Origin of the sequence: Pseudodonghicola flavimaris (genome assembly GCF_030164425.1) — a bacterium.
In the GTDB taxonomy this organism is placed as follows: Bacteria; Pseudomonadota; Alphaproteobacteria; order Rhodobacterales; family Rhodobacteraceae; genus Pseudodonghicola; species Pseudodonghicola flavimaris.
Genome location: NZ_JASNJD010000006.1, coordinates 203,931 through 224,054, shown reverse-complemented (window position 1 = coordinate 224,054; position 20,124 = coordinate 203,931). Strand labels below are relative to the sequence as shown.

The window sequence follows — 20,124 nt, the reverse complement described above, 5'->3', positions numbered from 1 at the left end:
CGGGCCGCGGGGCCCGCCGCAGATCTATCTGAGACCATCGGGGCGGACCGCTCCGGTGGTCTTTCTTTTGCTTCGGGCCGGGCGGCTGCGCGCCGGCCCCGTATTGGAAGGGACTGGAATGTTCAATAAAATCCTGATCGCAAACCGCGGCGAAATCGCCTGCCGGGTCATCAAGACCGCCCGCAAGATGGGGATCAGCACGGTCGCTGTCTATTCCGATGCAGATAAGAATGCGCTGCATGTGGAGATGGCGGATGAGGCGGTGCATATCGGCCCGCCGCCGGCGAACCAGTCCTATATCGTGATCGACAAGATCATGGATGCGATCCGCCAGACCGGCGCCCAGGCGGTGCACCCGGGCTATGGCTTCCTGTCGGAGAACCCCAAGTTCGCCGAAGCGCTGGAAGCCGAGGGCGTCGCCTTCGTCGGCCCCCCGGTCAAGGCGATCGAGGCGATGGGTGACAAGATTACCTCGAAGAAGATCGCGCAGGATGCCGGCGTGTCGACGGTGCCCGGCTACATGGGGCTGATCGAGGATGCCGACGAAGCGGTGAAGATCTCCGGCGAGATCGGCTATCCGGTGATGATCAAGGCCTCCGCCGGCGGTGGCGGCAAGGGCATGCGGATCGCCTGGAACGAACAGGAGGCGCGCGAGGGCTTCGAGAGCTCGAAGAACGAGGCGGCGAACTCCTTCGGCGACGACCGAATCTTCATCGAGAAATTCGTCACCCAGCCGCGCCACATCGAAATTCAGGTGCTCTGCGACGCGCATGGCAACGGCATCTATCTGGGCGAGCGCGAATGTTCGATCCAGCGCCGCAACCAGAAGGTCGTCGAAGAGGCGCCGAGCCCGTTCCTCGATGAGGCCACTCGCAAGGCGATGGGCGAACAGGCCGTGGCCCTGGCCAAGGCGGTGGGCTATGCCAGCGCCGGTACGGTGGAATTCATCGTCGACGGGTCGAAGAACTTCTACTTCCTGGAAATGAACACCCGCCTGCAGGTGGAACACCCGGTGACCGAGCTGATCACTGGCATCGACCTGGTCGAGCAGATGATCCGCGTCGCTGGTGGCGAGCCGCTGTCGATCACCCAGGACGATGTGAAGCTGACCGGCTGGGCGATCGAGAACCGGCTTTATGCCGAAGACCCTTACCGCAACTTCCTGCCCTCGATCGGCCGGCTGTCGCGCTATCGTCCGCCGGTCGAACAGGCCGCCGGCCCGCTGCTGGTCAACGGCAAATGGCAGGGGGATGCGCCCGCGGGCGACACCGCCGTGCGCAACGATACCGGCGTCTACGAGGGCGGCGAGATCTCGATGTATTACGACCCGATGATCGCCAAGCTCTGCACCTGGGCGCCGACTCGGTCCGAGGCGATCGAGGCGATGCGCGTCGCGCTCGACAGTTTCGAGGTCGAGGGCATCGGCCATAACCTGCCGTTCCTGTCGGCGGTGATGGATCATCCGAAATTCGTGTCCGGCGACATGACCACCGCCTTCATCGCTGAGGAATATCCCGAGGGCTTCGACGGGGTGACCCTGCCGGAGCTGGACCTGCGCCGGATCGCCGCCAGCGCCGCGGCGATGCACCGGGTGGCCGAAATCCGTCGCTCGCGCGTGTCGGGGCGGATGGACAACCACGAACGCCATGTCGGCGAAAACTGGGTGGTCAGCCTGCAGGGCGAGGATTTCGCGGTCAGCATCAAGGCCGATCCCGAAGGCTCCACCGTGTCCTTCGAGGATGGCTCGAAACACCGGGTCGCCAGCGACTGGACCCCGGGCGATCAGCTGGCGATGATCACCGTCGACGGCGAAACGCTGGTGCTGAAGGTCGGCGAGATCACCCAGGGCTTCCGCGTGCGCAGCCGTGGCGCCGACCTGAAGGTGCATGTGCGCAGCCCGCGTCAGGCGGAACTGGCCAAGCTGATGCCGGAGAAACTGCCGCCCGATACCTCGAAACTGCTGCTCTGCCCGATGCCCGGCCTGATCGTGAAGGTCAATGTCGAGGTCGGCGAAGAGGTGCAGGAAGGTCAGGCGCTCTGCACCGTCGAGGCGATGAAGATGGAAAACATCCTGCGTGCCGAGCGCAAGGGCGTGGTCTCCAAAGTCAACGCCGCCCCGGGCGACAGCCTGGCGGTGGACGATGTGATCATGGAGTTCGAATAACTCCATGATCGGACGGCTGGCAGATCGCTCTTTCCCCGATCCGGCGCGTGGTTGCGCCGGGGCGGGGGCGGTGTGCCGGCCGGAGGGTCCGGGGCGTGGCCCTTACTGGCCGCGCCGTTCCTCGATCTCGCGCTGGCGCAGCGGGGTCTTGTCGATCGACCGGGTTATCTCCCGCACGCTTTGCGGGAAGGGCCGGCGCAGCATGACGCCGCCATCCTTGTCGATCAGCACGATCTGGAAGCCGCGCGGACGCAGCTTTTGCCGGGCCGGGCTGCGGGTGCCGGGATCGATATCGGTCAGGACCACCACATCGCGTTCGCGCAGCCGGTCGGCCTCGGCCTCCAGCATGGCGATCTGGTCGATGAACCGCGGATCGCTGGCGGTATCGGCGAAAACCACGATGGGGCGGTTCAGCCAGAGAAAGCTGTCCAGCGCGGTGTCGCCCGCCGGCTGGATCAGGGCCTGCGGCACTGGGGTCTCGGTCTCGGCGGCCAGGGCGCTCAGCGGCAGAAATGCCAAAAGAACAAGGGCAAGGATACGGGTCATTGAATCTCCTGTCGGGGCCAATATAGGCCGAACCGCAGCGAATGCGACTGGCAGGGGCACCGAGGTCCGAGAAAAGTTTAACGTTAATCGCTTCGTCAGGGGTTGGGCATGACAGTGGTGCCATTCCCCGCGAAACGGCCGGCTGGGGCGGCTGTGGATTCAAGGACGAAAACGGCGATGGACGTGATTCTGCACATCGGCGCGCATCTCTGCGCCACCACCAGTTTCCAGGATTATCTGTGGTGCAACGCAGAGCGGCTGCAGCGGCAGGGAACCGAGGTCTGGGGGCCGCGCCGCACCCGCCACGCGCTGTTCTTCGGGCTGCTGCCGGGGGCGGGGGCGCCGCCGAACGCGGCCGCCGTGCGCCGCGCGGTGGGCCGGATCCGGATGAACCTGACGCATTGTGCAGAGGCTGGCGGTACCCGGCTGATCGTCAGCGACCCGGCGATGATGGGCTCGGTGCGGGCGAATCTGCGCATGGCCGATCTCTATTGCGGGTTGGGGGAGCGGCTGTCGCGGCTGGCGCAGGCCTTCGAGGGGTACCATGTCACCCTGGCCCTGAACATCCGCGCACTCGATGCCTACTGGGCCGCGGCGCTGGCACAGTCGATCACCCGGGGCGCGGCGCTGCCGGCGCCGACGGCGCTGAAGCGGCTGGCGGCGAATCCGCGTGGCTGGCGCGATGTGATCGAGGAGGTCGCCTGTGCCATGCCGGAGGCCGAGCTGCTGATCCTGCCGTTCGAAACCTTCGGCGGCCGGCCGGAGGCGCAACTGCAGGCGCTGACCGAGCTGGAGCCGCCCAGAACCCATGCCCGCGGCTGGCTGAACGCCACCCCGCGCCTGGCCGAGCTGCGCGCCTGGCTGCCGCCCGAGCAGGCGGCGGAGCTGCCCGGCGGCAACGACCGCTGGCGCCCCTTCGCCGAGGCCGAGGCGGCGCAGCTGCGCGAGATTTACGCCGATGATCTGATGTGGATCCACGGCGGGGCCGGCGGGCTTGCCCGGCTGGCCGACGACCCGGACAAGAAACGGGCGGTGGGCCTGACCCCGTCGTCCCTGGTTGCGACAAGAGGAAGACGCGATGACGAAGAAGATCGACGACTGGCAGGCGCTGGCTGAGAAAGAGCTGCGCGGCCGCCCGTTGGAGGAGCTGGACTGGACCACGCTGGAAGGCATCAAGGTCAAGCCGCTCTATACCGACGAGGACACCGAAGGTCTGGCGCATATGGGGACGCTGCCGGGCTTCGCGCCCTTCACCCGTGGGGTGAAGGCGACCATGTACGCCGGCCGCCCCTGGACCATCCGTCAGTATGCCGGTTTTTCGACGGCCGAGGAATCGAATGCCTTCTACCGCCGCAACCTGGCCGCCGGTCAGCAGGGCGTCTCGGTGGCCTTCGACCTGGCCACGCACCGCGGCTATGACAGCGACCACCCCCGCGTCGTCGGCGATGTCGGCAAGGCCGGCGTGGCGATCGATTCCGTCGAGGACATGAAAATCCTGTTCGACGGCATTCCGCTCGACAAGGTTTCGGTGTCGATGACGATGAATGGCGCGGTGATCCCGATCCTGGCCAGCTTCATCGTCACCGGTGAGGAACAGGGCCATGACAAGGCGCTGCTGGCGGGCACCATTCAGAACGACATTCTGAAGGAGTTCATGGTTCGCAACACCTATATCTATCCGCCCGAGCCGTCGATGCGGATCATCTCGGACATCATCGAATACACCTCGAACGAGATGCCCAAGTTCAACTCGATCTCGATCTCCGGCTACCACATGCAGGAGGCGGGCGCGAACCTGGTGCAGGAGCTGGCCTATACCCTGGCGGATGGCCGCGAATACGTTCGCGCGGCGATCAACGCCGGCATGGATGTCGACAAATTCGCCGGCCGGCTGAGCTTCTTCTTCGCCATCGGCATGAATTTCTTCATGGAGGCTGCCAAACTGCGCGCGGCGCGGACCCTGTGGCACCGGGTGATGACGGAATTCGGCGCCCAGAGCGAACGGTCCAAGATGCTGCGCACCCACTGCCAGACCTCCGGCGTGTCGCTGCAGGAGCAGGACCCCTATAACAACGTGATCCGAACCGCCTACGAGGCGCTCTCGGCGGTGCTCGGCGGCACCCAGTCGCTGCACACCAACGCGCTCGATGAAGCGATCGCGCTGCCCACCGATTTCTCCGCCCGGATCGCACGGAACACCCAGCTGATCCTGCAGGAGGAAACCGGCATCACCCATGTGGTCGATCCGCTGGCCGGCTCCTATTATGTCGAGAGCCTGACCAACGACCTGATCGAGAAGGCCTGGGCGCTGATGCAGGAGGTCGAGGAGATGGGCGGCATGACCAAGGCCGTGGCCTCCGGCATGCCGAAGCTCCGGATCGAGGAATCGGCGGCCAAGCGGCAGGCGATGATCGACCGCGGCGAAGAGGTGATCGTCGGCGTCAACAAGTACCGCAAGGACAAGGAAGAGCCGATCGACATCCTCGATGTCGACAACGTCAAGGTGCGCGAAAGCCAGATCGCCCGGCTGGAATCGATCCGTGGCAGCCGCGATCAGGCCGCCTGCGATGCCGCGCTGGCCGAGCTGGAGCGGCGCGCTAAGGAGGGGGGCAATCTGCTGGAGGCGGCGGTCGAGGCCGCGCGTGCCCGTGCATCTGTTGGGGAAATCAGCATGGCAATGGAAAAGGTGTTCGGCCGTCACCGCGCCGAGGTGAAGACGCTGGCCGGGGTCTACGGCGCCGCCTACGAGGGCGACGAAGGCTTTGCCGCGATCCAGAAGGCGGTCGAGGATTTCGCCGAGGACGAAGGTCGCCGGCCGCGGATGCTGGTGGTCAAGATGGGCCAGGACGGGCACGACCGCGGTGCCAAGGTGATCGCCACCGCCTTTGCCGATATCGGTTTCGACGTCGATGTGGGTCCGCTGTTCCAGACCCCGGAAGAGGCGGCGCAGGATGCCATCGACAACGACGTGCATGTCGTCGGCATCTCGTCGCAGGCGGCCGGTCACAAGACGCTGGCGCCGCAGCTGGTCGAGGCGCTGAAGGCTCAGGGCGCGGAGGATATCATCGTGATCTGCGGCGGGGTAATCCCGCAGCAGGATTACCAGTTCCTCTATGACCACGGCGTCAAGGCGATCTTCGGGCCGGGCACCAATATCCCGCACGCGGCCCAGGATATCCTGAAACTGATCCGCGAGGCGCGCGGGTGACCGGCACAGGCCGGATTGCTCTGACCGCCTGGACCGCCGGCACCCTCTGGGCGCTGGCGGTCGTGTTTCTGCCGCTGGCCGCGGATCTGCCCTATCTGCCAGCGCCGGTGGCCGTGCCCGGGGCATTGCTGGCGCCGGGGCTGGTGCTGGCGGCGCAGCTGATCGCGCAGGGCCTGGGTCGGGCCCCGGCCGGGCGGATCGCCGAGACCGGGGCGATGATCGTCCTCGGTCTGGCGCTTTGGCCCTTCGTCGCGCTCAGTCTCGGCGGCTGGACGGTGATTCTGCTGGGGCTGGCGCTGGCGCTGGCACGGCTGCTGGCCTGGGGGGCGGGCAGCCACGCGGGGCTGCGTGGGGCCGCCTTTGCCGCAAGTCTGATCCCCAGCCTGCTCGCCACGGTCCGCGCTGGCTGGCTCTGGCTGGGCTGAGCGCGGGGGGCCTTGTGTCCGCCGATACCGCGGCCTAGCGTCCGGCCGACGGATGAAAGGGAGTCCCCATATGCTGCTCGATCACATCGCCGTATCCGGTGAAACCCTGGAAGAGGCCGCTGCGGCGGTCGAGGCGGCGCTGGGGGTGCCGATGCTGCAGGGCGGTCAGCACGACGTTTTCATCACTCATAACAAGCTGCTCGGCCTGGCCGACGGGCTCTATCTGGAGGCGATCGCCGCCGATCCGTCGCGCCCGGCGCCGGAGCGGCCGCGCTGGTTCGATCTGGACAGCTTCTCGGGCCGGGCACGGCCAACCAACTGGATCTGCGCCAGCGAGGATCTGGATGCGCTGCTGGCGGCGCTGCCGATCGAGGTGGGCGATCCGGTGTCCCTGACGCGGGGCGACCTGCGCTGGCGCAAGGCGGTGCCGGCGGATGGCAAGCTGCCCTTCGACAATCTCTTTCCTTCGCTGATCGAGTGGAACTGCGAGGTGCATCCCGCCACCGTGCTGCCGCCGTCGGGCTGCGCGCTGAGGCGGCTGATCGTCAGCCATCCCGAGGCATCGGCGCTGGCGGCGATGCTGGCGCCGCATTTCCGCGATGCGCGGGTGGTCTTCGAACCGGGCGCGCCGGCGCTCAGCGTTGAGATCGACACCCCGCACGGTCTCAGGACGCTGGCATGATCGTCCGGGCGGCAACGGCGGCGGATGCCGCGGCGATCTGTGCCATCGCCAATCCGATCATCCGCGACACGGTGATTACCTTCAACTCGATCGAGAAAACGCCCGAGGGCGTGGCCGAGGAGATTGCCGCGAAGGCGCCGGCCTTTCTGGTGGCTGAGGCGGAAACCGGGACAGGCTCCAGGGTTCTGGGCTTTGCCAGCTACACCCAGTTCCGTGGCGGGGCCGGTTATGTGCACAGCATGGAACATACCATCCAGCTGGCGCCGGAGGCGCGAGGGCAGGGGGCCGGCCGCGCCCTGATCGCCGGGTTGGAAGAGATCGGCCGCGCCCGGGGCGTTCATGTGCTGGTCGCGGGTGTCAGCGCCGGCAACCCGATGGGGCTGGCCTTTCACGCCGCCCTGGGCTTTGTCGAGGTCGGCCGCATGCCAGAGGTCGGGTTCAAATTCGGCGAGTGGCTGGATCTGGTGCTGATGCAGAAAATTCTGCGCCCCGCGTCATAAGCCGCACCTGACAGCGCCGCGGTGCCGCGATAAACTGGTCGCATGTCTCTGTGGTCCCGGATATCCGATGCGCTCACCGCGCTCAGGCAGGGCGAAAGCCTGGCCCAGGTTTTCGACCGCCTGCGCACGCCGCCGCAGCGCAGTGTCGCTTTCGCCATTGCGGTGATCGCGCTTGGCGCCAAGATGGCCAAGGCGGACGGGCAGGTGACCCGCGACGAGGTGACCGCCTTTCGCGAGGTGTTCCAGATCGCCCGCGACGACGAGGCCGGGGCGGCGAAGGTCTTCAACCTCGCCCGCACCGATGTCGCCGGCTACCGGGAATACGCCCGCCGCATCGCCAGGATGTTCGAGGACGATCGCCGCACGCTCTGCGATCTTATGGAGGGGCTCTTCTACATCGCCATGGCGGACGGGTTCTTTCACCCCGGCGAGAATGAGTTTCTCGAAGACGTGGCAGAGATTTTCGGCCTGTCGCCGGCGCAGTTCAGCGCGCTCAAGGCGCGTTTCGTGCCCTCGGCAGAGGCCGACCCCTATACGGTCCTGGGCGTGACCCCGCAGACGCCGCTGCCGGAGATCCGCCGCGCCTTCCGCAATCTGGTGCGGGACTGTCACCCCGACCGGATGATCGCCCGTGGCGTGCCGCCGGAGGCGATCCGGCTGGCCGAACGGCGGCTGGCCGATATCAACCGCGCCTGGGACACGATCAGCCACGGCGCGCAGACCGGTTGAGATGCGGCTCGCGACCTATAACGTCGAATGGTTCGCCAACCTGTTCGACCAGAATGACCGGCTGATCATGGACGACGGCCCCTCCGGGCGGGAGGGGATCACCCGGGCGCAGCAGACCGAGGCCTTGGGTAAGGTCTTCACCGCGCTCAACGCCGATGCGATCATGGTGATCGAGGCGCCCAATACCGGCCGGCGTCAGGATACGGTGCAGGCGCTGGAGGGTTTCGCGCAGGCCTTCGATCTGCGTCAGTCGCGGGCGCTGATGGGATTCGCCAACGAGACGCATCAGGAAATCGCCCTGCTCTACGATCCCCAGGTGGTCAGCGCCCGGCATGACCCGCAGGGGGCGGAGACCGGCAAGAAGGGCAGCGCCGATGCGCCGCGATTCGACGGGGTGTTCCGCATCGATCTCGACAACGACGGTAACGAGGATCTGGTGCGGTTTTCCAAGCCGCCGCTGGAACTGGAGCTGACCACGCGCGCGGGCCGGTCGCTGCGGCTGATCGGAGCGCATCTGAAGTCGAAGGCACCGCATGGCGAGAAATCGGCCGAGGCGGCCCTGCGCACCGCCATCTCCAACCGGCGCAAGCAGCTGGCTCAGGCGATCTGGCTGCGGCAACGGATCGACGCGCTGCTGGCGGCGGGCCGCTCGGTGATCCTGATGGGCGATCTGAACGACGGTCCCGGGCTCGATGATTTCGAAACCCTGTTCGGTCGCTCGTCGGTCGAAATCCTGCTGGGCGAGGATATGACCGACCCGCATGCAAGGGACGCGTTGCGGCCGCACACCCGCACGTTGCCCACCACCGCCCGGTTCTTTCTGGGCGAGCGGGGCCGCTACATGCATGCGCTGCTGGATTACATCATGGTGTCTCAGGACCTGATGGCGCGGCGTCCGGCCTGGCGCATCTGGCATCCGTTCGAGGATCTGACCTGCTGGGCGATGCCGGAGCTGCGCGATGCCCTGCTGGCGGCCTCGGACCATTTCCCGGTGACGCTGGATATCGATATCTGAGTCTTACCGCCGCCACCCGGGCCGCCTATATTGTCGGCATGAGATATGTGTTTTCCCTGCTGCTGGCCGCTGGCCTGCTGACCGCCCCCGCTGCCTTCGCCGATGAGGAGACGGAGGACACCGGCCCCTCGAAAATGGAGCAGGGGCTGCAGCTGTTCATGGACGGGTTGCGTCAGGAGATGGCGCCGACCGTAGACAGCCTGCGTGACTGGGCCGAGCGGGCGGGGCCGTCGATGCGCTCCTTCATGGAGGAAATGGGCCCGGCGCTGGCCGAGATGATGGACGAGGTCCGCGACTGGACCCGCTATTATCCGCCGGAAATGCTGCCGAACGGCGATATCCTGATCCGTCGCCGGCCCGACCCGGTCCCCGATCAGCCAGAGGGTGAAGCGCCGGCGGATGAGGCGCTGCCCGAAGGCGGCACCGACATCTGAGCGGGGGGAGCGCGCGGGGCTGAGCGGCGCCGGGATCAGTCGCGCAGGCTGACGGTGCCCTCCGCGCCCAGCGACTGGGCCAGCGACATCAGCCGTGCCTGCGCCACCTCGCCATAAAGCGGCTGCACCTCGCGCGGCAGGATCAGTTCCAGCCGCTTCTTGTTGGGTTGCCAGTTCAGCTGGCCCATATCGGCATCGGCCTTCATCACGAACATCGCGCCGAAGCGCATCGCCTTGCCGAGGATCTCGGCCTGTTTCTGCTGCTTTTCGTCGAGCAGGCCGTACATCGCCCCGAAACGGGCATCGTCGCGCTTGTTGCGATAGCGGTGCTGCAGCGCCAGGCCGACGAAGACCCGCTCGGAATGCTTCATCCCGCCCATGTTGGCGCGGGTGGCCAGGTCGAAGCAGACATCGGCGCGGTAATCGGGGTGTGCCCGCCAGCTGACGTCATGCAGCAGGCAGGCGGCCTTGATCAGCCGCATCTGGGTTTGCGGCACGCGCGGGAACAAGGGCATGACGAAACGGAACAGCGTCTTGCCGAAACCGGGCATGCGGGCGTCCTTGGCCTCGGAGAAATAGCAGGCCTCGATCAGCGGGTCGCGGTCGCGCAGCTTCTGCGGCATCTGCTCATAGAGCAGCCCCTCGCGGATGCCGTAGCTGGAGATCGCGATATCCTTGGGTTTGAAGGTGCGCACCAGCCGGCTCAGCACGTCGATGGCATAGGGCACCAGCGCCATCCGGGCGGAGGAGACGCCGGCCTCACCGCGCAGGCTGTCGAGATCGCTCTGTTCGATGTAGGCGGCGGTTTCCCGGACCGATCGGGTGGTCATCCGGTATTCGTGCAGCACCTTGAGCGGGTAGCCGCGCCGGGTCATGTCGATCCGGGCGATGGCGCGCCAGCTGCCGCCGACCAGGAACAGCCGGTCGCGCTGCGGCCCCATCCGGGCCGAGAGATCCTCTAGCACGGTCTTGATATGCGCCTTGCGGCCGCGGCGGCCGCCCTTGACGTCGCGCAGCTTCAGCGGCCCCAGCGGCGAGGTCACGCGGCGGCCGACCTGCCCACCGGAAATCTCGGCCAGTTCCATCGACGAACCGCCGATATCGCAGATCAGCCCATAGGCGCCGGGCCAGCCCAGCAGCACCCCTTGCGCGGAAAGCCTCGCCTCTTCCTCGCCGTCGATGACCCAGATCTTCAGCCCGGTCTCGCGCAGCACCTCGGCGCAGAAATCCGGTCCGTCCTCGGCGTCGCGAACGGCGGCGGTGGCCACCACCGACAGCGGCGGAAGATCCATGCCGCGGGCCAGATGTTCGAAGCGACGCAGCGCATTCAGCGCCCGCTGCCGGCCTTCGGGGTTCAGCCGGCCGGTGTCGGACAGGCCGGCGCCGAGCGCGCACATGATCTTCTCGTTGTAGAAATAGGCCGGCGACCGCGCGGCGCCGTCGAACACGACCAGCCGGACAGAGTTCGATCCCACATCGACGACACCGACGCGCGACAGCGCCCGGGCGCTGGGGTCGTTGAACAACGGGCGGCCGAACGGCCCCCACTCGGGGTGTTCGAGTTCCGGTCTGAGGGTCATGTCTTTCCCTGGTCTGTGGTCCTGAGGATGCGGGATCGGGGCATCGGGGTCAATCGCGTTGGCGCCCGTCACCTGGTTGTTCCGGTTCGTCGAGCTCCAGCGTCGGCGTGCCCATCAACCGCGCGGCGAGCGCGCGGGTCAGGGTTCGCCCCTCGGCCATCGCGGCGCGGTCGAGCCGGTCGACCATCTCTCCGGCGGCGGCAAAGGTCCGGTCGAGCCGGGCAACCAGATAGGGGATCACATCGGGCTTCGGCGCCAGCTGGCGGTCGGCGAACAGCTTGGTCAGCACCGCGACCAGCAGCGCGTCGTCCGGCGGGTTCAGCGCCACATGCTGGGCCGATTGCATCCGGCTCTGCAGGTCGGGCAGGCTCAGGTCCCACAGCGCCGGGTCGCGCCGCCCGGTCAGCAGCAGCGGCACGCCGCCGGCGATCATCAGGTTGTAGAGGTGGAACAGCGCTTGCTGCGCGGCGTCGTCGCGGGCGATCTCGGGCACGTCCTCGACCACCAGCGGACCCTGGGCCAGCTCCGGCACCTGATCGTCGCGCAGCTCCGCGGCGCGGAGGATGCGGGCCCCGGTGCGCCCGGCCCAGACATGCGCCAGATGGGTCTTGCCGGAACCCTCCGGTCCGGAGAGCACCAGCCGGCCGCCGGGCCAGGTCGGGCTTTCCACCATGACCACGGCCAGCGCATTGGCGGGCGAGACGAAGAAATCCTCGCGGCCCAGGGCCTGCCGGATCGGCAGATCGAAGCTCAGCTGTTCGGCCATCTCAGTCGCTGTCCCGGTCCCCGTGGGTCAGCCCGCGATAGAGCAGGCTGTAGCGATACTGCTGCACGCCGAAGCGGGCCAGCACCCCGAGCGCGGCGGCCACCGGCACCGCCACCAGCATCCCGACGAAGCCGAAGAGCGCGCCGAAGACCGACAGTGCCAGCAGCAGCCAGACCGGGTGCAGCCCGACCGAACCGCCGACCAGCTTGGGGGTAAGGAAATTGCCCTCTGCCACCTGGCCGAGGACGAAGATGCCGGCGACCAGACCGATCGACAGCCAGTCGCCCCAGAACTGGAACAGCGCCAGCCCGATGGCCAGGGCACCGCCGATCAGCGCGCCGAGATAGGGGATGAAGGTGATCAGCCCGGCAATCGCCCCCACCACCAGGCCGAACTGCAGCCCGACCAGCATCAGCGCCAGCGCGTAATAGCTGCCGAGGATCAGACAGACCGTGCCCATGCCGCGCACGAAGGAGGACAGCGTCTTGTCGATCTCGCGGGCGAGCTGGCGGATCACCGGCGCATGATCGCGCGGCAGCAGCAGGTCGATCTCGGCGATCATGCGGTCCCAGTCCAGCAGCAGATAGACCGAGACCACCGGCACGATCACCAGCAACAGCACCATGTTCAGCGCACTCATCGCCGAGCCGAGCACGGTTTGCACCAGTTCCAGCCCGCGCGATTTCAGCGTCTCGCCGATCGAGGCCAGCGCCTGATGCACCTGGCTCTGATTGTCGAGCAGGGTGGGAAAGCGGGTGTCGACGAAGCTGCGCAGATCCTTGAACAGCTGCGGCATCAGCTGCACCAGATCCAGTAGCTGACCGATCAGCGTCGGGATCACCAGCAGCAGCATCAGGATGAACAGAAGCACCGCGACGATGGTGATGACGGCGGTGGCGGCCAGCCGGGACAGGCCCCAGCGTTCCAGCCGGTCGGCGACGGGATCGATGAAATAGGCGATCGCGCCGCCCAGCACGAAGGGCAGCAGCACATCGCCCAGAAACCACAGCATCAGGGCAAAGACCGCGAGCGCGAAGCCCCAGTACCTGAGCTGATCCCGTACCGGTAGTGCCATGCGCGCTCCTTGCTTAACCCCGGTCCTTGGTGGCCTATCGGGCGGGCCGTTGCAAGGCCCGGCTTGGCCGGCCGCGGGATGCTGCTGCCGGGCCCGGGCGGCGGCGGGCCGATGCCTTGCCGATTGCCTGACCGCGCGGATTGTCCTAGACCCGGGAAAACGCGTTATCCTAAGGAACTCCCATGCGCCTGAGCCGCTATTTCCTGCCCGTTCTGAAAGAAAACCCCGCCGAGGCCCAGATCGTCAGCCACCGCTACATGCTGCGGGCCGGCATGATCAAGCAGCAGGCCGCGGGGATCTATTCCTGGCTGCCGCTGGGGTTCAAAGTGCTGCGCAAGCTGGAGAACATCGTTCACGAGGAACAGCAGCGCGCCGGTCACATCCCGCTGCTGATGCCGACGCTGCAATCGGCCGATCTCTGGCGTGAATCGGGCCGTTACGACGATTACGGCGAGGAGATGCTGCGGATCACCGACCGCCATGGCCGCGATATGCTCTACGGGCCGACCAACGAGGAGATGATCACCGACATCTTCCGCGGCCATGTCAGCAGCTACAAGGACCTGCCGCTGACGCTCTATCACATCCAGTGGAAGTTCCGCGACGAGATCCGGCCGCGGTTCGGGGTGATGCGCGGGCGCGAGTTCTTCATGAAGGACGGCTATAACTTCGACCTGACCAAGGAAGACGCGCTGCACGCCTATAACCGCCATCTGGTCAGCTACCTGCGCACCTATGAGCGGATGGGGATGCAGGCGATCCCGATGCGGGCGGATTCCGGGCCGATCGGCGGCGACGACACTCATGAGTTCCTGGTTCTCGCCGACACCGGCGAATCGGAGGTCTTCTACGACAGCGCGGTGACCGATATCCGCCTCGGTCAGCGGGATATCGATTACGACGACAAGGCGCAGTGCCAGGCGATCATGGAAGAGTTCACCGCGCTCTACGCCCGCACTGACGAAACCCATGACGAGGCCCTGTTCAACGAGATCCCGGAAGACCGCCGCCGCTCCGCCCGGGGGATCGAGGTCGGGCAGATCTTCTACTTCGGCACCAAGTATTCCGAGCCGATGGGCGCCACCGTGCAGGGGCCGGACGGCAAGCCGGTGCCGGTGCACATGGGCAGCCACGGCATCGGGGTGAGCCGTCTGGTCGGCGCCATCATCGAGGCCAGCCACGACGACAAGGGTATCATCTGGCCGGAAGGGGTGACGCCGTTCCACTGCGGTATCGTCAACCTCAAGCAGGGCGACGACGCCGCCGATGCCGCCTGCGACAAGATTTATGCTGCGCTGACGGCGGTTGGGCTCGACCCGCTCTACGACGACCGCAACGAACGCGCCGGCGGCAAATTCGCCACCATGGACCTGATCGGTCTGCCCTGGCGGATCACGGTCGGGCCGCGCGGTCTGAAAAACGGGGTGGTGGAGCTGACCTGCCGCCGCACCGGCGAGAGCGAAGAGCTGAGCCCGGAAGAGGCGGTCAAGAAGGTGGCCGAGATCTACCGGCCGCATCAGGAGGCCTCGCCGCACTGGCAGCCGATGGAAAAGCGCAGCTTCCACACCTGGCTCTAAGGCCTAGACCTGCGCCGGGGAAGACCCCGGCGCCCCGGGTCTCATCGCAGATCATCGTCAGGCCGCCGCCCGGGAGAGCTCCCGGGCGGCGGTTCGCGTCAGAGCGCCTTGGCGACCTTGCGCAGTTCGAACTTCTGGATCTTGCCGGTCGAGGTCTTCGGCAGTTCCTGGAACACCACCTTTTTCGGCGCCTTGAAGCCCGACAGGGTTTCGCGTGAGAAGGCGATCAGCGCCGCCTCGTCGGCTTCGGCGCCGGGCTTCAGCTCGACGAAGGCGCAGGGCACCTCGCCCCATTTCTCGTCCGGCTTGGCGACCACGGCCACCAGGCTGACGTCGGGATGCGCCATCAGCGCGCTTTCCACCTCGACCGAGCTGATGTTCTCGCCGCCCGAGATGATGACATCCTTGGCCCGGTCGGTGATCTGGATATAGCCGTCGGGATGCTGCACGGCGATATCGCCGGAGTGGAAATAGCCGCCGGCAAAGGCCTCCGCGGTGGCCTCCGGGTTCTTGAAGTAGCCCTTCATCACCCCGTTGCCGCGCATCATGATCTCGCCCGCGGTCTCGCCGTCCATCGGCACCTGCGTCATCTTCTCGTCCATCACGGTGATATGCTCGAAGACCGGCATCGCCACCCCCTGGCGCGCCTTGATCGCGGCGCGGTCGTCGCCGACCAGGTGATCCCACTGATCGCCCCAGGTGCATTCGGTGGCCGGCCCATAGGTCTCGGTCAGCCCGTAGACCTGGGTGATGTGAAAGCCCATCGGCTCGATCTTGGCCAGTGTCGCCGGGGCGGGCGGGGCGCCGGCGGTGAAGACCTCCACGGTGTGATCGAAGCTGCGGCGCTGGTCTTCGGGGGCGTTGACCAGCATGTTCAGCACGATCGGCGCGCCACCGAAATGGGTCACCCCCTCATCCGCGATGGCGTTGAAGATCGCCGGCGCGGTGATGTCACGGCAGCAGACCAGTGTGCCGCCCAGCATCGGCATCATCCAGGTGTGGCACCAGCCGTTGCAGTGAAATAGCGGCACGATGGTCAGATATCTGGGCCGCAGCACCATGCGCCAGCTGATCACCTGGCCGATGGCGTTCAGATAGGCGCCGCGGTGGTGATAGACCACGCCCTTGGGCCGGCCCGTGGTGCCGGAGGTGTAGTTGAGCGCGATGCTTTCCCATTCGTCCTCGGGCAGCACCCAGTCGAAATCGTGTTCGGCATTGCCGAGCGTGCGCTCATAGGTGGCGTGGCGGCCGCTGGCGGGGAAGCCGGCGGCGACATCGGGCACCTCGATCAGGATCGGCGGGTGACCCTCCATCTGGCTGCAGGCGGCCTCGGCGAGCTCGATGAACTGGCTGTCGACCAGCGCGACCTTGGCTTGGCCGTGATCGAAGATATAGGCCACGGTGCCGACATCCAGCCGGGTGTTGATGGTGTTGAGCACCGCACCGCAGGCCGGCACGCCGAAATGCGCCTCTGCCTGGGCGGGAATGTTGGGCAGAAGCGTCGCCACCACATCGCCGGGTTTGACCCCCATCGAGGCCAGTGCCGAGGCCAGCCGGGTGACCCGGTCGTAATATTCGGCATAGGTCTTGCGATGAGTCCCGTAGACCACGGCGAGCTCTTCGGCAAAGACATGCGCGGCCCGCCGCAGCGGTGACAGCGGCGTCAGCGGAACGTAGTTCGCCGCCGATTTCTCCAGTCCCGTTTCATCCGCCATCCATCCCATAGAGAGTCCTCCGTCGTGCCAGGGAAATTCGCTTGCGGCCGGATATTGCGTCGGCGCGCGGGGAATGGAAACCCCGTTGCGCGCTTTGCCGCGCAACGGATGTATTCTGTCGCCCGTGTCCTCTTGCCGCGGCGGGCAAATCCACTAGCCTCGCGCCCCATGATCCTCAGCCCCGGGCGCGGTTACGTCTTCATCCACATTCCCAAGACCGGCGGCACCTCGCTGGCGCTGGCGCTGGAGGCGCGGGCGATGAAGGACGATCTGATGCTGGGCGACACCCCCAAGGCACGGCGGCGGCGGCGGCGGCTGACCGGGGCGACGGCGCGCGGCCGGTTGTGGAAACATTCGACGCTGGCCGACATCGAGGGGCTGGTGCCCGCGGCGGTGCTGGACGGGCTGTTCGCCTTCACCCTGGTGCGCAATCCCTGGGCGCGCGCCCTCAGCTACTATCGCTGGCTGCGGCTGCAGGGGTTCGATCATCCGGCGGTGCGGCTGGCCGGGGCCGAGAGTTTCGAGGGGTTCGTCACCCATCCGGAAACCTGCGCCGCCTTTCGCGCCCATCCCTACGGCTCCTACATGCGCGGCTCCGACGGGCGCGAACACTGCGATGCCTTCATCCGGATCGAGGCCTTTGCGCAGGACGCCCGGCCGCTGACCGACCGGCTGGGCTTTGCGCTGGAGCTGCCGCATGAAAACCGCTCCGGCCCGCAGGGGGATTACCGGCAGGCCTATACCCCTGCCGCCGCCGCCGCGGTGGCCGAGGCCTGCGCCGAGGACATCGCCCGGTTCGGCTATGATTTCGGTTAACCGCGCGGCGCCGGTCCACGCGGCAGGGGCGCCGCTTTCGATTGACGGGCCGGGCCAAATCGCGCAGATCTGGGCGCCAGATAACCACCCATCCGAGACAGGCCTGAAGATGAGCTACTCTGCCGATGCCGCCGAAACGCTTGCGCTGCAGGCGTTGGGCTGGCTGGTCACGAATGAAGAGCTGTTGCCGGTCTTTCTCGGGGCAACCGGCGCCGGGCAGGACGAACTGAGGGCGCAGGCCACAGATCCGGTGTTCCTGGCGGCAGTGCTGGATTTCCTGATGATGGACGATGCCTGGATCATGGCTTTTTGTGACGCCACCGGCACCCCATATGAACATCCGATGCAGGCGCGCGCGGCGCTGCCCGGCGGCGCGCAGGTGCATTGGACCTGACCGTTTTGCCCGACGCCTCAGCCCCCGGGGCTTCTGACATGGAGACCAAGATGCCGATCGACGCCATTCTCTTCGACAAGGACGGTACGCTGTTCGACTTTGGTGCCACCTGGAACGTCTGGACCCGGCGGGTGATCGACGACCTCTCGGGCGGCGATCCGGCGCTGGTGGAGGCGCTGGCTGCGGCGGTGCATTTCGATCTGGACAGCGGCAGCTATCACCCCGACAGCCCGGTGATCGCCGGCACCAACCGCGAGGCGGCGGAATGCTTGGCCTCGGCGCTGCCCGGCCGCGATCTCGCTGAAATCGAACGGCATCTGAGCGTCAGCGCAGCAGAGGCGCCGCTGTCGCCGGCGGTGCCGCTGGCCGAGCTTCTGGACGCGCTGGCGGCGCGGGGGCTTTATCTCGGGGTGATGACCAATGACACCGAATACAGCGCCCGCGCCCAGCTGGGCGGCGCCGGGGTGCTGGACCGGTTCGATTTCGTTGCCGGCTTCGACAGCGGTTATGGCGCCAAGCCGGCGCCCGATCCTCTGCTGGCCTTCTGCGATGCGGTGGGCGTGGCGCCGGGACGGGCGGCGATGGTGGGCGACAGCACCCACGATCTGATCGCCGGCCGTGCCGCCGGCATGGCGACGCTGGGGGTGCTGACCGGCCTTGCCGGTCCGGAGGAACTGGCCCCCCACGCCGATGCGGTGTTCCCCGACATCGGCCATATCCCGGACTGGCTGACCGCCCGGCTCGGCACGCGGGGCTGAGACGAACAGCGGAAAAGCGACAGAATCTGTCGCGGACTGAACGGCACATCGCCGGTCTTTCGGGCCTGCTGGGGATCAGAGCTCAGGCCGGAGGGTGCGATGGCGGAAACAGCGACACGCAGGAAACGCGGTGGCGGGCGGGCCGGGGCAGCGGCCCGGCGCGGCCCGGCGGTGATCGAACAGATGCCGTTTTCGCCGCCCGTCAACCGGGATCGCCCGGTTGAGCCGCTGACCGAGGAGGGCATCGCCGCGATCCACGACGGCGCCATGCGCATCCTCGAAGAGATCGGCATTGCCTTTCTGAACGAGGAGGCGCTGGAAATCCTGCGCGAGGCCGGCTGTGCCATCGACGGCAATATCGTTCGGATGGACCGGGATTTCGTGATGGAGATGGTCGCCCGGGCGCCATCGCAATTCACCCTGACGCCGCGCAACCCGGCCCATACCATCACCGTCGGCGGCGATACGATGCTGTTCGGCAACGTGTCCTCGCCGCCGAACTATTGGGATATGGAGATCGGCCGCAAGGTGCCCGGCACGCGTGAGAAATGCGCCGATCTGCTGAAGCTGACGCAGTATTTCAACTGCATCCATTTCGCCGGCGGCTATCCGGTGGAGCCGGTGGATATCCATGCCAGCGTCCGCCATCTGGATGTGCTCTATGACAAGCTGACGCTGACCGACAAGGTGATGCACGCCTACAGTCTCGGCAAGGAGCGGGTCGAGGACGTGATGGAGATGGTGCGCATCGCCGGCGGCCTGAGCGAGGAAGAGTTCCGTGCGACGCCGCGGATGTATACCAATATCAACTCCACCTCGCCGTTGAAGCACGACCAGCCGATGATCGACGGCTGCCTGCGGCTGATCCGGCGGGGGCAGGCGGTGGCGGTGACCCCCTTCACCCTGGCCGGTGCGATGGCGCCGGTGACGATGGCGGGCGCGGTGGCGCAGTCCCTTGCCGAGGCGCTGAGCGCGATCGCGCTGTTTCAGTATGTGCAGCCGGGCTGCCCCTGCATCATCGGCACCTTCACCTCGAACGTCGACATGAAGTCCGGGGCGCCGGCCTTCGGGACGCCGGAATACATGCGCGCCACCCAGATGACCGGGCAGATGGCGCGCTACTACGGGCTGCCGCTGCGCTCCTCCGGGGTCTGCGCGGCGAATGTGCCGGACGGGCAGGCGATGTGGGAGACCTCCAACAGCCTCTGGGCGGCGGTGCAGTCGGGCACCCATATGGTCTATCATGCCGCCGGCTGGCTGGAGGGCGGGCTGATCGCCAGCCCGGAGAAGTTCATCATGGATTGCGAGGTGCTGCAGCAGATCCAGCGCTACATGCAGCCGGAAATCTGGGCCACCGGTCCCGAGGAAATCGCGGTGGACGCGATCCGGTCGGTCGGCACCGAGGGGCATTTCTTCGGCATCGAACACACCCAGCAGCGCTATTCCACCGCCTTCTACCAGCCGTTCCTGAGCGACTGGCGCAACTTCGAGGGCTGGGAGGCAGCGGGCGGCATCTGGACGCCGGAGCGGGCGCATCTGCTCTACAAGTCGATTCTCGATAGTTTCGAGGCGCCGCCGATGGATCCGGCAATCCGCGAGGAGCTGGCCGACTTCGTCGCCCGCCGCAAGGCCGAGGGTGGCGCGCCGACCGATTTCTGAGACATCCGCGCACGATGTGCGCCCCTGCTGGTAGGGCAGGGGCGTTTTTTAATTGCGTCGTCGGGTCGCGCATCCACGAAA

General features: G+C 66.9%; 19 protein-coding genes. 14 read left to right on the top strand and 5 right to left on the bottom strand.

Features of this window, described 5'->3' with window-relative positions; all coding sequences use genetic code 11:
* The first annotated feature begins 118 nt into the window (after positions 1–118).
* Positions 119–2,164: an acetyl-CoA carboxylase biotin carboxylase subunit gene (locus QO033_RS10500; RefSeq protein ID WP_284480916.1), complete on the top strand. Its 2,046-nt coding sequence runs from the start codon at positions 119–121 to the stop codon at positions 2,162–2,164.
* 102 nt (positions 2,165–2,266) lie between these two features.
* Here QO033_RS10500 and QO033_RS10495 read toward each other — a convergent pair whose 3' ends face one another.
* Positions 2,267–2,710, bottom strand: coding sequence for a DUF4174 domain-containing protein (locus tag QO033_RS10495; protein WP_284480915.1), 444 nt, complete (start codon positions 2,708–2,710; stop codon positions 2,267–2,269).
* Positions 2,711–2,887: 177 nt separating this feature from the next.
* Between QO033_RS10495 and QO033_RS10490 the strand changes: the two genes are divergently transcribed.
* The 8 genes from QO033_RS10490 (at position 2,888) to QO033_RS10455 (ending at position 9,703) form a co-directional block, all read left to right on the top strand.
* Entirely contained in the window at positions 2,888–3,826 is a 939-nt protein-coding gene (locus QO033_RS10490; RefSeq protein ID WP_284480914.1) for a hypothetical protein, read from the top strand.
* Positions 3,789–5,918 carry a methylmalonyl-CoA mutase gene (gene scpA / locus QO033_RS10485; protein ID WP_284480913.1) on the top strand — a complete coding sequence of 710 codons (2,130 nt, stop codon included), beginning with the start codon at positions 3,789–3,791 and terminating at the stop codon, positions 5,916–5,918. The genes QO033_RS10490 and scpA overlap by 38 nt, the downstream gene beginning before the upstream one ends.
* Complete coding sequence (locus tag QO033_RS10480) at positions 5,915–6,343, top strand: MAPEG family protein (protein WP_284480912.1); 429 nt, start codon at positions 5,915–5,917, stop codon at positions 6,341–6,343. Before scpA ends, QO033_RS10480 begins: the two co-directional genes overlap by 4 nt.
* Before the next feature lie 70 nt (positions 6,344–6,413).
* A complete protein-coding gene (locus QO033_RS10475) occupies positions 6,414–7,025 on the top strand; it encodes a VOC family protein (RefSeq protein WP_284480911.1) in 612 nt (203 codons plus the stop codon).
* Positions 7,022–7,525, top strand: coding sequence for a GNAT family N-acetyltransferase (locus tag QO033_RS10470; protein WP_284480910.1), 504 nt, complete (start codon positions 7,022–7,024; stop codon positions 7,523–7,525). The genes QO033_RS10475 and QO033_RS10470 overlap by 4 nt, the downstream gene beginning before the upstream one ends.
* Before the next feature lie 42 nt (positions 7,526–7,567).
* Positions 7,568–8,254: a molecular chaperone DjiA gene (locus QO033_RS10465; protein WP_284480909.1), complete on the top strand. Its 687-nt coding sequence runs from the start codon at positions 7,568–7,570 to the stop codon at positions 8,252–8,254.
* Between the two features lies 1 nt (position 8,255).
* Positions 8,256–9,269 carry an endonuclease/exonuclease/phosphatase family protein gene (locus QO033_RS10460; protein WP_284480908.1) on the top strand — a complete coding sequence of 338 codons (1,014 nt, stop codon included), beginning with the start codon at positions 8,256–8,258 and terminating at the stop codon, positions 9,267–9,269.
* Positions 9,270–9,307: 38 nt separating this feature from the next.
* A complete protein-coding gene (locus QO033_RS10455; protein WP_284480907.1) occupies positions 9,308–9,703 on the top strand; it encodes a hypothetical protein in 396 nt (131 codons plus the stop codon).
* 35 nt (positions 9,704–9,738) lie between these two features.
* Here QO033_RS10455 and QO033_RS10450 read toward each other — a convergent pair whose 3' ends face one another.
* The 3 genes from QO033_RS10450 to QO033_RS10440 are packed head-to-tail and all read right to left on the bottom strand — an operon-like array spanning position 9,739 to position 13,124.
* Positions 9,739–11,283 carry a Ppx/GppA family phosphatase gene (locus QO033_RS10450; RefSeq protein WP_284480906.1) on the bottom strand — a complete coding sequence of 515 codons (1,545 nt, stop codon included), beginning with the start codon at positions 11,281–11,283 and terminating at the stop codon, positions 9,739–9,741.
* Between the two features lie 49 nt (positions 11,284–11,332).
* Positions 11,333–12,049, bottom strand: a complete 717-nt coding sequence (locus QO033_RS10445; RefSeq protein ID WP_284480905.1) for a P-loop NTPase family protein — start codon at positions 12,047–12,049, stop codon at positions 11,333–11,335.
* Position 12,050: 1 nt separating this feature from the next.
* Positions 12,051–13,124: an AI-2E family transporter gene (locus QO033_RS10440; RefSeq protein ID WP_284480904.1), complete on the bottom strand. Its 1,074-nt coding sequence runs from the start codon at positions 13,122–13,124 to the stop codon at positions 12,051–12,053.
* A 182-nt stretch (positions 13,125–13,306) separates the two neighbouring features.
* Here QO033_RS10440 and proS point away from each other — a divergent pair, with 182 nt between their 5' ends.
* Complete coding sequence (proS, locus tag QO033_RS10435) at positions 13,307–14,701, top strand: proline--tRNA ligase (protein ID WP_284480903.1); 1,395 nt, start codon at positions 13,307–13,309, stop codon at positions 14,699–14,701.
* A 98-nt stretch (positions 14,702–14,799) separates the two neighbouring features.
* Here the strand turns inward: proS and QO033_RS10430 are convergent, their stop codons facing one another.
* Positions 14,800–16,425: an AMP-binding protein gene (locus QO033_RS10430; protein WP_284480902.1), complete on the bottom strand. Its 1,626-nt coding sequence runs from the start codon at positions 16,423–16,425 to the stop codon at positions 14,800–14,802.
* 159 nt (positions 16,426–16,584) lie between these two features.
* Here QO033_RS10430 and QO033_RS10425 point away from each other — a divergent pair, with 159 nt between their 5' ends.
* The 4 genes from QO033_RS10425 (at position 16,585) to QO033_RS10410 (ending at position 20,043) form a co-directional block, all read left to right on the top strand.
* A complete protein-coding gene (locus QO033_RS10425; protein ID WP_284480901.1) occupies positions 16,585–17,232 on the top strand; it encodes a sulfotransferase family protein in 648 nt (215 codons plus the stop codon).
* A 109-nt stretch (positions 17,233–17,341) separates the two neighbouring features.
* Positions 17,342–17,626: a DUF3572 domain-containing protein gene (locus tag QO033_RS10420; protein WP_284480900.1), complete on the top strand. Its 285-nt coding sequence runs from the start codon at positions 17,342–17,344 to the stop codon at positions 17,624–17,626.
* 38 nt (positions 17,627–17,664) lie between these two features.
* A complete protein-coding gene (locus QO033_RS10415; RefSeq protein ID WP_284480899.1) occupies positions 17,665–18,384 on the top strand; it encodes an HAD family hydrolase in 720 nt (239 codons plus the stop codon).
* A 99-nt stretch (positions 18,385–18,483) separates the two neighbouring features.
* Positions 18,484–20,043, top strand: a complete 1,560-nt coding sequence (locus QO033_RS10410; protein ID WP_284480898.1) for a trimethylamine methyltransferase family protein — start codon at positions 18,484–18,486, stop codon at positions 20,041–20,043.
* The last annotated feature ends 81 nt before the right edge of the window (positions 20,044–20,124 follow it).

Coding starts and splice junctions, on each gene's coding strand:
- QO033_RS10500 (WP_284480916.1), top strand. CDS start 119: ATGTTCAATAAAATCCTGATCGCAAACCGCGGCGAAATCGCCTGCCGG.
- QO033_RS10455 (WP_284480907.1), top strand. CDS start 9,308: ATGAGATATGTGTTTTCCCTGCTGCTGGCCGCTGGCCTGCTGACCGCC.
- QO033_RS10425 (WP_284480901.1), top strand. CDS start 16,585: ATGATCCTCAGCCCCGGGCGCGGTTACGTCTTCATCCACATTCCCAAG.
- QO033_RS10495 (WP_284480915.1), bottom strand. CDS start 2,710: ATGACCCGTATCCTTGCCCTTGTTCTTTTGGCATTTCTGCCGCTGAGC.
- QO033_RS10465 (WP_284480909.1), top strand. CDS start 7,568: ATGTCTCTGTGGTCCCGGATATCCGATGCGCTCACCGCGCTCAGGCAG.
- QO033_RS10430 (WP_284480902.1), bottom strand. CDS start 16,425: ATGGGATGGATGGCGGATGAAACGGGACTGGAGAAATCGGCGGCGAAC.
- QO033_RS10420 (WP_284480900.1), top strand. CDS start 17,342: ATGAGCTACTCTGCCGATGCCGCCGAAACGCTTGCGCTGCAGGCGTTG.
- QO033_RS10440 (WP_284480904.1), bottom strand. CDS start 13,124: ATGGCACTACCGGTACGGGATCAGCTCAGGTACTGGGGCTTCGCGCTC.
- scpA (WP_284480913.1), top strand. CDS start 3,789: ATGACGAAGAAGATCGACGACTGGCAGGCGCTGGCTGAGAAAGAGCTG.
- QO033_RS10460 (WP_284480908.1), top strand. CDS start 8,256: ATGCGGCTCGCGACCTATAACGTCGAATGGTTCGCCAACCTGTTCGAC.
- QO033_RS10450 (WP_284480906.1), bottom strand. CDS start 11,283: ATGACCCTCAGACCGGAACTCGAACACCCCGAGTGGGGGCCGTTCGGC.
- proS (WP_284480903.1), top strand. CDS start 13,307: ATGCGCCTGAGCCGCTATTTCCTGCCCGTTCTGAAAGAAAACCCCGCC.
- QO033_RS10490 (WP_284480914.1), top strand. CDS start 2,888: ATGGACGTGATTCTGCACATCGGCGCGCATCTCTGCGCCACCACCAGT.
- QO033_RS10415 (WP_284480899.1), top strand. CDS start 17,665: ATGGAGACCAAGATGCCGATCGACGCCATTCTCTTCGACAAGGACGGT.
- QO033_RS10410 (WP_284480898.1), top strand. CDS start 18,484: ATGGCGGAAACAGCGACACGCAGGAAACGCGGTGGCGGGCGGGCCGGG.
- QO033_RS10445 (WP_284480905.1), bottom strand. CDS start 12,049: ATGGCCGAACAGCTGAGCTTCGATCTGCCGATCCGGCAGGCCCTGGGC.
- QO033_RS10475 (WP_284480911.1), top strand. CDS start 6,414: ATGCTGCTCGATCACATCGCCGTATCCGGTGAAACCCTGGAAGAGGCC.
- QO033_RS10470 (WP_284480910.1), top strand. CDS start 7,022: ATGATCGTCCGGGCGGCAACGGCGGCGGATGCCGCGGCGATCTGTGCC.